We start from the raw sequence: 12,658 nt of genomic DNA on the forward strand, positions 1-12,658 counted from the left end.
TTTAGAAATTTTTCTTTATTCATCTATTTATTTTTAGGAATTGGTATTAGTAGATTAAGAACAAACGTGCTTGAAACTATTGCAAACATTAGTCTTAAAGATAACGAAGGCGTTGACGCTAAAAAAGGTCTTGATGATGGGAAAAAAATATTAGAAATGCTTCAAAATGAAAGGCAGCGATCTGCTATACAAGAGTTAGTAAAGAATGGAACCATTCAAAATTTTTCAGAAGATGATATGAGCAGACTTCTGGAAAAGGGCCTCAGTACTCATGTAGCAGATATGAAAGCACTTAATGATCTTATAAATAAATTTCAACCTGCAATTATGGCTATTGGTAACGGTAAAATAGAAGATGTAGAACAAAAAGTTAATGAGAAAGCTCAGGAAATGAAGCCAGATTCTCAAGTAGATAGTCCAAGTCCTGAACGAGTTAGTGAAAAAGAAAACTCTGATGGCTTGGGGAGGAAATGAAAAAGATAGAGATCTACTCCTTTTTATCCACTTTTTTGAGCAATCCACCTCCACATCTAACACACATCTCAGTGATTATAATATCCAATTTTTGATCATGTTGTTCTACAGGTAAATCTTTACAATATTGTTTCTCATAGGCTACACCTATAAATATTTTTCCAAGTGGCCGTAATTTTTTTATCATTGTATCATACCAACCACCGCCAAAACCTAATCTATTAAAATGATCATCAAAAGCAACAACAGGAGTAATGATTGTGTCGGGAATTACATCTTCATTTGTTTCGTTCCATCCCTCAAATCTTAGCAACTGATTTTTATCAGGAATTGCTACTTTATAACCTAAATAGAGCAAACGACACATCAAAGGGACAACATTTATTTCCCCATCCATTGGAATGTAAGCCGCAATTGTTTTGCCTTTAACGTAACTTAAGTTCTGATTAAAGAGATTAATAAGGGAACTTGCCGCATAACTGGAATAACTTTCATCAATATCTTTTCTTATAGCTCTATATTGCTCTCTTATTTCCTTTTTGTGCTGTTTAATATCTTTGAACATGATCTATCCATTTCGCAGTGAGTTTTTCTTGTAAACTATTTTGCTTTAAGCGCTCACTTAAAAAATCAAAGTCAATAAATTCCATATCCTGGTCTTGATTACTGCAACTATAAACAAAACTCCTTTCTCCTGTTTCCGTATTTATATGTTGCTGAACACACTGAGCGCAGATTTCTTTCATCATACACTGCATAGGAGAATTAACTGACGATATTGCTATGTGACTTGACTTCAGATATGGCTTTAAAATTGTTTTTCTAGCTTCATTCACAGCTTTCATCATTTTATCAGAACCAATAGTGATAATTTTATCTATAGTGTTTAAATTAATACCTAATCTTCCTTGTTGATAAGAGACTATTGCATCAACTATATTACCATGAAAGGATTTATCTTGATCTCTGCTTGTTTCTATCAATCCTTCTTCACATGCCCAAACTACTGCATTTGATGCACGCTCTATCAGTGCTCGTTTAAATACATCACTTAATTTCTTATAGCCAGCAAAGTACAAAACCTTATTATTATTTTCAAGACACGCCTTCCCTATCGAAAATAATACTGCATTTCCAACTCCACCACCAATTAGCATTATATTCTTCATGTGCTATTTTAACTATATTTGTTCAAATTTTATAGAACAAAGTAATTTTCGTACACAAAGACAGAGACAAGGACACTCTCTGACTTCAACTATACCGATAACTGACAGCTGAATTTTTACGCATATCATCTAATAACAAGTTGCTTTGTATCATAATCTTTTGTTGGTACATCTGCTGTTTAATTGCTTCTATATCCGCTGCATTACTCTTGATATCACACAACATCATTAACTTTGCAGTGCCATTTTCTCTTAATTCTACTATTTCATTCACACTTGTTTTACTAAATAAAATCTGTAAATCAGGATTTAAATCTCGCATTTTTATTTCAAACTCTTTTGCATTTGGCAACTTAAAATCATCTGCTAATTTGTCAAAATTTAAACAATTGACCTTTTGCTCTTGAAAATTATCCAATAAACTTTCTGAACCCTCAACCACAATCTGTTTTAATTTTAAAGTGCTTTCCAGCAGTGCATAATTAAGTTGTACCTTGTCTATGACTTTTATAATAGAGTAACCTTCACTGAAACTGAATGGACCTGCTATATCGCCGGTTTCTAGTCTTTCTAAAACGCTCTTAAGTTTATCTTTGAGCTGACTTAAATTAACTGTTGCTTTACGCATCTTTATTGGAGATTCCGGGTTATTACTATTACGTAATTTTTTTACTAAATCTTCAGCTATGCCATAAACATCCTTGTCTTTTTGATCAGGAATTATAAACTCTTGGAACGTGATAAGATAATCCGGCTTTTCTGTTTGCCTTTTTACATCATCTACTTCTTTATCGCTTATATTAATAAATGGCACAATTCTTACTTCAATAATTTTGCCCCACAGTAACTGACATTTTATTTGTTTTCTTAAAATACCAAGATCTATATTATGCTTCTCTATGTATTGATCAACTTCATTAGCCTTAAGTTTAAAACTTTGGGTTAAAAATAACATGATAGCATTATCTAACTCCTCGTTGCTCAATTTTATATTCAGCCTCTGCGCTTCATTGATAATGATAATTTCGTCTATTAGCTCCCTAAGAATTTGAGGCTTTGCTTCTTTTTGATTAACACTTTGAGTGCCAAACAATGAATTTATAAAGTTGATGCGTTTTTCGATGTCCAAATTTGAAATTGGCTCACCATTTACATCTGCAACAATTTCAATCTCGGTTGCAAGCAACCTAAGTGGCAACACTATCAACAGTAAAATTAGTATTTTATGCATATAAGTAAGGTTAACAACCAATTCTATAATAAATACTGAGTCAACGCTAGCCAACTTTTTAATAGCTATCTAAGCAAAGACGGAAATAAAAACCATTGCAACAAGATCAGGTAAACAGGCTAAAAACATGCCAATATAGCGAATTCAGACCGTGCTAAAACAGTATACGGAAGGAGAGGGATTCGAACCCTCGATACGACTTTTCAATCGTATAACGGTTTAGCAAACCGCCGCCTTCAGCCGCTCGGCCACCCTTCCAAATTTAGAACCTAAAGATTATATAATACCAAGACCTCTACCGCCTGTCTAATGCTTTTAATTGCAACATTAAAAACAACAACATTTTTCAAACAGTGTAATTTTTAGATCTTGGCTAAATCAACACAAACTAATTTCTGCTTTTTTCAATGATTTTCTTTGCTTCTTCTATACCAACCCATTCTCCAACTGCTACCGTTTTTCCCTTTTCTAGATCTTTATAATGAGAAAAGAAATGAGCAATTTTATCTAGTAGGTTTTTAGATAAGTCAGAATAGTCCTTTATATTGTCATAATAGCTATCAACACTGGAAACAGGCACAGCTAATATCTTTTCATCTTCTCCTTTTTCATCTTTAGTGAGTAATGCGCCTATTGGACGCACCGATATTAAAACACTAGATGCTAAGGGAAATTGAGTTAGCACAAAAACATCCACAGGATCACCATCACCTGCGCAGGTATTTGGTATAAACCCATAATTGCAAGGATAAGTCATTGAGGTAGACAAAAATCTGTCAACTTGTAACAACCCAAGCTCTTTATTAAATTCATACTTTACAGGCTCAGCATTTGCACTTATTTCAATTACCACATTCACCGCATTTGGTCCCGCTGTTATTTTACTTAAATCCATAAATCACCTCTTAACTTAAGAATAAGCATTATACAATATGTGCTTTTAAGTTGCTACATTTATGTAGTTCTAAGCTTGTTTTGCATGGGGCTGTTCTAAATTTTCATTCGTCATTCCATTGACTGTTGAAAGTGGTGGTTTCTGTGATAATTGAAATAAAGCATATACTATTACAATAGTAAGCACCGCACCAACTATCAAGTTAGTAAGGTTGTCTTGTGGCAAAACATTTTTTATTGAGTTGAACAATTTTTGCTCCATAAGGAAATAATCAGCAACATATAACCCAACAGATAATACAAACATACCCAAAATAAGTTTACAGACTGTGTTTTTATGGTCTTTTTCTTTTTTCTTGCTGACAATGAAATTTGGCCTACATTTATTCTCTTCTTGTGGCACTGAGTAGTATATATTTTTAGGGCTCGTTACTAATTGTTCAAATTCATCACTATTTTGGTTTTTTAACAGTTGCTCTAGGGTGTTTTTTGTATTTATACGATGTAATTCGAATTTACAATGCTCTTTCAAGCCTTCCTCTTGCCGATCCACATTCTCATGGTTGATTGTATATTTATCTCTACTTGATAACTCGATCATGTGTAATGTCCTAGCTAAGAGGGTTATATAGCTCTCTATTAACTGATTCTCACATATCTCTAATACTTCTCTTTTTACTATTTTGTCAGGTGACAAAGGTTCTTTATAACTACCGCTCAAAGAATATAATAGAGAAAACAATAAAGCCACATCTTTATCTACCTTTATATCTTGATGAATAGAATAGTAACAGTCGATAACAAATTTATTAAAAAAAAATTTTTTATCAGATTTTTCATTTAATAATTTTTTAACGTCAGTAAGCACTTTATTTTCAAAATCTTCTTCTGTTTTAAATATTGGTTCTCTCTTTGGACTTGCTAAGATGTTAAGTAAATCTAATTTACTTCCATCTACTTCTACTACTTCATTTATATCTCTATTTAACTCAGACCCTTTAATAACTTCATATATTTTATCTATGACATCTTCAGTATTCAGGTTGTTGTTTTTACTTAGAATGTTATAAGCTTGAGCATAAATTAAAAACAGCCCTTGTAGACTAAATTTTAAGTTAAAATAGTAATCTAATTGTTCATCTTGCTTCTGTATGAATGCAGAAAGACCTATGTGATTTCTGCAGTCCATACTAAGATCTAAGTCAGCATGTTGAAAGCCACCTAAAAAAATAAACAAAGTCTCTAATAAATTACCCTTACCAACAATTTTTATTAGTTCTTCAACTTCCTTAACCATTGCTGAAACCTGTAGTATAATAATTACCCTTATAGTATAAAGGATATAGGGTAAAATAGCAATAAATATTATTGTACGTTTACATTCTGCATAAAAAAATTAAGCCACCCAGTTAAGAGCATATCCATCCTCCACCGATAACTTGTTCACCTTTATATGCCACACAGGCTTGACCTGGACTGATGCCAAAGTAATCGTCGTTTAAAATGACACAGGCTTTATTTTTTTCGTCAGTTGAATGTATTGTTGCTAAACTTCCCGCATGTGATGATCTCAGCTTCACAGTTACTTCCATACCTTCCTTTGGTTGTTCTAACCAATTTAACTCCTTGATCAATATTTTTTTTTGCATTAATGCGTTGATCGGACCTACTATAACCTCATTATTTTCTGTATTAATTTTTATCACATAAAGAGGTTCATTGTGTGCGATACCCAAGCCCTTTCTTTGCCCCACTGTAAAATTTACTATGCCACTGTGCTCGCCTAGCACTTTTCCATTAACATCCACTATTTTACCTTTCTGTACAGATTGTGGAGCTAATTTAGCTATTGTTTTACTATAGCTTTCGGAAACAAAGCATATATCTTGACTGTCCGGCTTTTCAGAAATTTGTAAGCTGAAATACTTTGCTAATTTTCTTATATCACTTTTATAGAACCCACCTAGTGGAAATCGCAAAAGCTTCAACTGCTCCTTTGTTGTAGCAAATAGAAAATAGCTTTGATCTTTACTTTTATCAATGCTTCTGCACAACTTTACCTCACCATTTTTTTCTAATCTTCTCACGTAATGTCCTGTTACAAGCACATCCGCACCAAGATTTTTTGTAACTTGCAATAGATCACGAAATTTTACCGTTTGGTTACATCTTACGCATGGTATGGGAGTTTCCCCACGCATATAGGTACTTGCAAAATCCTCTATTACTTCCTTTTTGAATATTTCCTCGTAGTTTAAAATATAGTGAGGAAAGCCAACACTTTCAGCCACGCGCTTAGCGTCGTAAATATCCTGTCCAGCACAACATGCACCTTTTCTTGCGTTAGCATTACCGTCGGTGCCATAGAGTTGAAGAGTCACACCTATCACCTGGTACCCAAAGTTATATAGCAGTGCTGCAGCAACGGAGCTATCAACTCCCCCGGACATTGCAACAATAGCCTTGGTCTGGTGCGGAGCTCTATCTTTTAGCAGAGGTTCAATTTTAAATTCTTTTAGCATAATCGCCTTAATTTATAAACGCAAATCTTGTGTCATTCCAACATACAACTGTGCAAACGTTTTGATTTGGGGGCAATTTACATAGTAGATGATGTCATGAAAGTAGCTGACACTGGAATCTAGTGTCTATTTATGCAAATTCATTAAAACAGCATATTTATTTGTAATCAAGTTTCCTGGATCCCAGTGTCAGCTACTCGGATGACACCCTTTCCTGCTGGAAGTTGCCTTCAAATTACTTGGTGCGTGACACTGGGATCTCATTTATATTACATAATTCCATCAAAACAATTCGATAAACTACCTTCAAAAACAATTTAATCTTGCTTGAATAAAACATGGCCAAAATAATCCATGTTTTCAAGCACTTTTCCACTACCCAAGGCAACACAACAAAGTGGTTCATCTGCAACACGAACTGGTAATTTTGTTGTTTCACTGATAACTTTGCCCAAGTTACGCAATAATCCACCACCACCGGATAAAATTATTCCTCTATCGACTATATCAGAAGAAAGTTCAGGTGGAGTGCTCTCCAGTGCAGTCCTAATAGCAGAAATTATCTGATGTACAGGCTCTATTAAACTTTCTGCAACTTGATATTCTGATAAAAGCATTTCTTTTGGCATGCCACTCACTAAATCCCTGCCTTTAATTATCATTCCCTCTTTGTTATTTTCACCTGGCAGACTGGCTGAACCTACGTTTTTCTTAATTTTTTCAGCAGTTGTTTCACCGATTAATAACTTATGATTTTCACGAATATACGATTTTATTGCTTCATCCATAATATCGCCACCTACTCTGGCAGAACGTGAATAAACAATTCCGCCTAAAGAAATAATTGCAACTTCAGTTGTACCGCCTCCTATATCAACGATCATAGAACCCTCAGGTTCAGTAACTGGGAGCCCAGCTCCGATTGCTGCAGCCATTGGTTCTTCAATCAAAAATACTTCATTTGCACCAGCACTTTCTGCTGCATCTTGTATAGCACGCCTTTCAACTGGCGTGGATCCAGATGGAACGCATATGATAATATTAGGTTTATTAACAGTGAATTTTGTGTTTGCACTGCGTATGAAATATTTTAGCATTTCTTCCGCACTTTTAAAATCAGCAATAACTCCATCCTTTAAGGGCCTTATCGCCTCTATTTCTCCAGGCGTTTTTCCAAGCATCATTTTAGCTTTTTTACCAAAAGCATAAGGAACGTAGCTTCCTTTTTCTTTTACTCTTGCTACAACTGAAGGCTCATCAAGCACTATTCCCTGATTTTTCTGATAAACTAAAGTGTTTGCAGTACCAAGGTCTATGGCAATATCGCTAGCAAACAAACCTTTGAAAGTAAAAAGGCTATAAAACTTTCCGGTCAATTTTCGAACAAAATTCATACATAACTCAAGAAAACCATTTATTGAGACAAATTATACTTTTCAGACAGGTAGTAAGTAACACACTCAACGTCTAAACCCTTGCCTGTTACTTTTTTTAGCAGTTCCAGGCCACACTTTGCACTGTATATATTTTGAGATAACCAACTGATAAGTAAACTAAAATCTCCTTTTATTATAGCACTTAATGATTCGTAATGATTCTTTTTAACGAAAGAGAAAATCTGCACAGCAGCAATTAAAGCAATAATTTTTATAGGAAAGTAGCCCATAACACCGCTTGCCCAATATTCATCTTGAAAATAAGTGTCCAGCTCATTTTTAGCTTTTACTGGAATTTTATAGTGCTTCATACCTTCCAGCCACGCATCGTGCAGATCCTTAACTTCCAGTGTACCATTTATTATATCCTGTTCTAACCTAGTTCTCAACATAATATGAGCTAACAGACTAAATTCATCTGCGTTCTTTAAAGAAGAGGAAAGGTTTATTTCATTGAAAACCAAGTGCAAATTTTCAACACTGCTATTAGTTTTGCCTTTTATAGCAAATTTCTCTTTTATGTGTGGTTGAATGAACTCAATAAATTCTCTGGATGTTCCAATCATCCTTTCCATGAATAACCCTTGAGTTTCATACATAACATGTCTCGTAATTGGGCTACTTATAGAATTTTGCGCTAAACATTTTTGATAAATCGCATAACCACTATGCCGTAAAAGTGAAAATAAACCATAACAAAAATCAGATTCATCATAATCTATAGGGTAGTAATAAGAAGTACGAATCTCATTTAGTGCAATACCCATTTGCTGTAAACATAACGAGCCAAGTTCAATCTGCTTCTGAGTAGCAACTCTTTGTATATTAGTAACCTTATCCTTTTTCTGCTTTTCAATTATTTCATCCACATTTTCGCTAAAAAATTTGCCTACCTTGGGGAATACTTCCCTTATATTCTTTTCTGTGATATCAGAGTCATAGTCAGCAAGCAGTAAGTCGTATTTTGAGCATTTTAATTGCTGCGATTTTATAGAAGCTACTTCGCGAATGAGTGTGATTAAATCAGTAAAACGTTCTTTTAGTTTTTCTAAGTTACTGGTTTCAGAATGAGATAGTTTCCATAAATTTTGGCATTCAACCTTAGCTTTGGATAAAGACTTTACTAAATCAATAGGAACAGCACTGTTGCTTTTATGTATTCTCTCTATTAACTTTAGCTGCTGAGTATTTGCACTTTTTTTGTTACCAAGAGCATCTGCTAATGATTCCTTTATTGCATCATGAGAGATAATTTCATGTCTGATTTCTTCTAGAAGACTCATTTGTTCAACTTTGTCCTCTATATTCAATTGGCTTTGATTTAGTACTTTTAGCGTATTTTCGATATTCTTTACCCTATATAATACTTCCTCTAAAAACTTATAAGATTTCATAATTTATTCATTGTTTTAGAAAACATCTCTTTAATATCGTAATAGATTAATAATAAAGTTAAAAGTATATTTGCTTAAAGTACAATAAAAAATTGTACTTTTTATTCCTTTATTGGATTTTTCTACTCAGAGTCCAGCATATTATAAGAAAATTAATTGTAAGGGTGTAGAAAAAGTATTTAGTATTTTATTTCTCTTGACTATATTACAATATGGAGAGATTATTAGCTACTGAAATTAAAGTTACGCACTATTTTAAAATTTATGGAGGTTTAGTAATGTGGAGTAGACTGGTTATAATGTGCTGTTTTTGTTTGCTACTTACTGGTGTAAGTTCTTGCCCAAAAAAAGGAGCAAATACAACAAATAAAATGAATTCTGTTGTTAAGCAGATAGGTGATAAAAGAGTTTTCTTTGGTTATGATGAATCTAGTATTACTGAAGTAAGCGCAGATGCATTACTTAACGTAATGGAGGTGTTACAAGATAACCCTGACGCGAAGGTTACTTTAACTGGTCATACTGACAACCGTGGTTCCCATGAATATAATCTTGCGCTAGGCGCTAGAAGGGCAGATGCAGCTAAAAAATTTATGGTTAGTTGTGCACCCTACATAGAAAACAGAATAAAAACTGCTTCTAAGGGTGAAACTGAGCCTTTGGTTAATGTAAAAGATGATTCTAGAAATTCTAAATATGAAAAAGAGCATGCTAAAAATCGTAGAGTGGAATTTTCATTTTCTGGAATAAAGAAATAGTTTCTTGCATTAAAACCTGGATCCCAGTGTCAAGCACTGGGATGACAAAAGAGAGCAATTCCGCTGCTTGTTAGTGGGATCTATATATACCACAAATAAGTCGCTGTATGACGTAGAGACTATCTTGCCATCAAGAAACATAATGAAATTAGAGTTATTATTTCAAAATATAGCTAATAGCTTTGCTTTCTATAACCAAATCGCAGTTGCAGTATCAGGTGGTGTAGATAGTATAGTCTTACTGCACTTAATGACTAACTGGGCAAAAAAAAACAAGCTTTCACTTCCTATAGCATTAACAGTAAATCATGGGTTACGTTCAGAGTCTCAAAAAGAAGCTGATTTTGTTACAAGTTATGCAAAAGAACTTGGAGCAAAGGAATCGTTCATATTAAATTGGGAGAAGCAAAATATTAAAGGTAATATTCAATTACAGGCACGAAAAGCACGATATAAGTTACTAGCAGAGTGTTGTAAAAACAATAATGTTAAATGTTTGCTCGTTGCTCATCACAAAGATGATCAAGCAGAAACGTTCTTATTAAGATTGGAGCGAGGTAGTGGCGTAGATGGATTATCATCAATGGATTACAAATCTTTCTTAAATGGTATTTATATATTTAGGCCATTGTTAAATTTTAGTCGTAGTGAAATAGAAAAGTACGCTAAGCTTCACCGGTTAAAATGGATCGAAGATAGAAGCAACTATAACTTAAAATACAGGCGAACTTTATACCGTAGCTTACTTAAAGCAAGTGACAATCAAGAGATTTTAACAGAGCGAATATGCCTCACAGCCCTTCATATGAAAAGAGCTGCAAAAGCGTTGATGCACTACACACGCCTTGCATTTAATGACTGTGTTAATGTTCATGATCTTGGTTATATTGAAATTAAACTAAGTGAATTTTATCAATTGCCAGAGGAAATAGCCTTGAGGCTTCTTCTTTACTCTATAATGGCAATTGCCAGTAAACATTATAAACCAAGGTACAATAGCCTTATTGCGATATTTAATAAAATATTGCAAAAGGATAGTAATGTTAACTGTACACTTTCTGGGTGCAAAATAAGAAAATATGGAGAAAATATCTTAATAATTAGAGAATCGTCAAAGATACAAGAAATTACCGTAAACCTACCTTTAAATGAACCTACTCAATGGGATAACAGATTTAGCTGCACAATACTCGGAAATCAAGAGTGTTCAGTTATCATCGCTCCATTAAAAAAAACACAAAAAGTTCCTGAATTTCTGAAGGATTACAACTGCTGCCCTGAAGTTTTCTATTCTTTGCCTACAGTACAAAAAGATGGAAAGGTGCTTGCTTATCCTAGTACATGTCAAAGTAATCAGAAAATCGATAATAATGGAGTTAAGTGTATTATTACTAACATATTGTACGAAAATCTGATAAGCTCAATTCTTTCAGGTGAAAATTAAATGACTCAGTGGAAATTCCTTAAAATTGCTCTCTTATGTCTGGCAATTGCTGCTACCATTTTTGCAATTTATATGCTGTTTTTTCAAGGTGAAGGTCTAACTACTATATCTTTTTCAGAATTTTCAGACAGATTAGAAAGTAACGATATAAAAAGTGTTGTTATAGATATAAATGAAAATAGTATTGTAGGTAAGCTTAAGGATGGATCAAGTTTTAAGTTAGTCAGTATTATATCTAATGATCTCATAAAAATTTTACGCGACAAAAGGGTTCACATCCTCTTTTCAACAGAAGCCATAAATGAAGATGTCATTTTAGGTAGCATTTCCATTATAATATTTCTAGGTGTGCTAGTATTTGGCTGGGTGATATACAAAAAAAATTTTAGCATTAGCTTAGACGATAAATTAATTACAGAAGAAGAGAAATTAAAATTTAGTGATGTTGCAATCTCCGATAAGGTGAAGAAATCATTAGAAATGATTTGCAATTTCATAAAAAATAGAAAAATTTTTGAACAATTCAATTGTGATATACCAACAGGCTACATTTTATACGGTCCCCCCGGAAATGGTAAAACCCTCCTTGTTCGTGCAATTGCAGGCGAAGTTAATATTCCGTGTTATAGTGTTTCAGCGTCTGAGTTTTCTAAATCATTAATGGGTGCTGGTCCAGCTTACATTCGTGATCTTTTCGAAAAATTAAGAAAAAATTCTCCTTGCATACTCTTTATAGATGAAATAGATGCCGTTAGTAGACGAAATAATTCAGAAACTTCTGCTAGTAATAATGAAGAGAGGCGGATGATCACTCAGTTATTGAGTGAACTGGATGGGATAAAATCTAGAAAAGATGTAATAGTAATTGGTGCAACAAATCATTTGTCTCATATAGATGAAGCACTCTTGAAACCTGGGCGCCTAGGTGAGCGCATTTATATTCCTCTACCTGAAGAAAAGGAGCGTGAGAAAATATTGAATATCAACTTAAAGAATATACAAATAGCACCAGACGTAAATCTGGAAGAAATTGTAAGCCGCACTTCTGATTATTCAGGAGCTTATTTATCTAATTTGGCAAAAAAAGTAAAATATAATGCTATAAACAGAAGCCATGAAGGCACTACTCCTACTATTACTATGGATGATTTTGATCGTGAATTGAACAAAATAAGTAGTGCAAGAGTAAAACATGTAGCTTGCCAGTGTAGTATAGAAGTATAATATAGAATAGTGTGCGGTAATGTACATAAAGTCATCTTATTAACAAATTACTTTGTCCCACAAGGTTTTCCTACATATTAGACCTTGCAACTATTTTCCCATAAAAGAAAGC

Annotated in this window: 12 protein-coding genes and 1 tRNA gene; 4 read left to right on the forward strand and 9 right to left on the reverse strand. The window is 33.6% G+C overall.

Features of this window, described 5'->3' with window-relative positions:
* Nucleotides 1–66: 66 nt before the first annotated feature.
* Entirely contained in the window at nucleotides 67–474 is a 408-nt protein-coding gene (locus tag AAGD99_RS03615; protein WP_341822616.1) for a hypothetical protein, read from the forward strand.
* A 13-nt stretch (nucleotides 475–487) separates the two neighbouring features.
* Here the strand turns inward: AAGD99_RS03615 and AAGD99_RS03620 are convergent, their stop codons facing one another.
* The 9 genes from AAGD99_RS03620 to AAGD99_RS03660 all read right to left on the reverse strand — a co-directional run bounded on the left by AAGD99_RS03620 (nucleotide 488) and on the right by AAGD99_RS03660 (nucleotide 9,120).
* The gene (locus AAGD99_RS03620) at nucleotides 488–1,039 is read right to left on the reverse strand and encodes a 5-formyltetrahydrofolate cyclo-ligase (protein WP_341822617.1); all 552 of its coding nucleotides are present in this window, start codon (nucleotides 1,037–1,039) and stop codon (nucleotides 488–490) included.
* The gene (locus AAGD99_RS03625; RefSeq protein ID WP_253309835.1) at nucleotides 1,023–1,643 is read right to left on the reverse strand and encodes an oxidoreductase; all 621 of its coding nucleotides are present in this window, start codon (nucleotides 1,641–1,643) and stop codon (nucleotides 1,023–1,025) included. The genes AAGD99_RS03620 and AAGD99_RS03625 overlap by 17 nt, the downstream gene beginning before the upstream one ends.
* A gap of 85 nt (nucleotides 1,644–1,728) precedes the next feature.
* A complete protein-coding gene (locus AAGD99_RS03630; RefSeq protein ID WP_341823203.1) occupies nucleotides 1,729–2,874 on the reverse strand; it encodes a SurA N-terminal domain-containing protein in 1,146 nt (381 codons plus the stop codon).
* Between the two features lie 167 nt (nucleotides 2,875–3,041).
* A tRNA-Ser gene (locus AAGD99_RS03635) sits at nucleotides 3,042–3,132 on the reverse strand.
* A gap of 130 nt (nucleotides 3,133–3,262) precedes the next feature.
* Nucleotides 3,263–3,769 carry an inorganic diphosphatase gene (gene ppa / locus AAGD99_RS03640; protein WP_341822618.1) on the reverse strand — a complete coding sequence of 169 codons (507 nt, stop codon included), beginning with the start codon at nucleotides 3,767–3,769 and terminating at the stop codon, nucleotides 3,263–3,265.
* Nucleotides 3,770–3,838: 69 nt separating this feature from the next.
* Nucleotides 3,839–5,065, reverse strand: a complete 1,227-nt coding sequence (locus tag AAGD99_RS03645; RefSeq protein WP_341822619.1) for a hypothetical protein — start codon at nucleotides 5,063–5,065, stop codon at nucleotides 3,839–3,841.
* A gap of 112 nt (nucleotides 5,066–5,177) precedes the next feature.
* A complete protein-coding gene (mnmA, locus tag AAGD99_RS03650) occupies nucleotides 5,178–6,290 on the reverse strand; it encodes a tRNA 2-thiouridine(34) synthase MnmA (protein WP_253309830.1) in 1,113 nt (370 codons plus the stop codon).
* A gap of 317 nt (nucleotides 6,291–6,607) precedes the next feature.
* Nucleotides 6,608–7,684, reverse strand: coding sequence for a rod shape-determining protein (locus AAGD99_RS03655; protein WP_341822620.1), 1,077 nt, complete (start codon nucleotides 7,682–7,684; stop codon nucleotides 6,608–6,610).
* 20 nt (nucleotides 7,685–7,704) lie between these two features.
* Nucleotides 7,705–9,120 (reverse strand): carboxypeptidase, encoded by a 1,416-nt coding sequence (locus AAGD99_RS03660; RefSeq protein ID WP_264736276.1) that lies wholly within the window; start codon nucleotides 9,118–9,120, stop codon nucleotides 7,705–7,707.
* Nucleotides 9,121–9,398: 278 nt separating this feature from the next.
* Here AAGD99_RS03660 and AAGD99_RS03665 point away from each other — a divergent pair, with 278 nt between their 5' ends.
* The 3 genes from AAGD99_RS03665 (at nucleotide 9,399) to AAGD99_RS03675 (ending at nucleotide 12,546) form a co-directional block, all read left to right on the forward strand.
* Nucleotides 9,399–9,878, forward strand: coding sequence for an OmpA family protein (locus tag AAGD99_RS03665; RefSeq protein WP_265016724.1), 480 nt, complete (start codon nucleotides 9,399–9,401; stop codon nucleotides 9,876–9,878).
* Nucleotides 9,879–10,020: 142 nt separating this feature from the next.
* Nucleotides 10,021–11,322, forward strand: a complete 1,302-nt coding sequence (gene tilS / locus AAGD99_RS03670; protein WP_264731992.1) for a tRNA lysidine(34) synthetase TilS — start codon at nucleotides 10,021–10,023, stop codon at nucleotides 11,320–11,322.
* Nucleotides 11,323–12,546, forward strand: a complete 1,224-nt coding sequence (locus AAGD99_RS03675) for an ATP-dependent metallopeptidase FtsH/Yme1/Tma family protein (RefSeq protein WP_341822621.1) — start codon at nucleotides 11,323–11,325, stop codon at nucleotides 12,544–12,546.
* The last annotated feature ends 112 nt before the right edge of the window (nucleotides 12,547–12,658 follow it).

The sequence above is a fragment of the Wolbachia endosymbiont (group A) of Clivina fossor genome (assembly GCF_964026865.1).
Taxonomy (GTDB): domain Bacteria; phylum Pseudomonadota; class Alphaproteobacteria; order Rickettsiales; family Anaplasmataceae; genus Wolbachia.

Coding starts and splice junctions, on each gene's coding strand:
- AAGD99_RS03620 (WP_341822617.1), bottom strand. CDS start 1,039: ATGTTCAAAGATATTAAACAGCACAAAAAGGAAATAAGAGAGCAATAT.
- AAGD99_RS03625 (WP_253309835.1), bottom strand. CDS start 1,643: ATGAAGAATATAATGCTAATTGGTGGTGGAGTTGGAAATGCAGTATTA.
- AAGD99_RS03630 (WP_341823203.1), bottom strand. CDS start 2,874: ATGCATAAAATACTAATTTTACTGTTGATAGTGTTGCCACTTAGGTTG.
- ppa (WP_341822618.1), bottom strand. CDS start 3,769: ATGGATTTAAGTAAAATAACAGCGGGACCAAATGCGGTGAATGTGGTA.
- AAGD99_RS03645 (WP_341822619.1), bottom strand. CDS start 5,065: ATGGTTAAGGAAGTTGAAGAACTAATAAAAATTGTTGGTAAGGGTAAT.
- mnmA (WP_253309830.1), bottom strand. CDS start 6,290: ATGCTAAAAGAATTTAAAATTGAACCTCTGCTAAAAGATAGAGCTCCG.
- AAGD99_RS03655 (WP_341822620.1), bottom strand. CDS start 7,684: ATGAATTTTGTTCGAAAATTGACCGGAAAGTTTTATAGCCTTTTTACT.
- AAGD99_RS03660 (WP_264736276.1), bottom strand. CDS start 9,120: ATGAAATCTTATAAGTTTTTAGAGGAAGTATTATATAGGGTAAAGAAT.
- AAGD99_RS03665 (WP_265016724.1), top strand. CDS start 9,399: ATGTGGAGTAGACTGGTTATAATGTGCTGTTTTTGTTTGCTACTTACT.
- tilS (WP_264731992.1), top strand. CDS start 10,021: ATGAAATTAGAGTTATTATTTCAAAATATAGCTAATAGCTTTGCTTTC.
- AAGD99_RS03675 (WP_341822621.1), top strand. CDS start 11,323: ATGACTCAGTGGAAATTCCTTAAAATTGCTCTCTTATGTCTGGCAATT.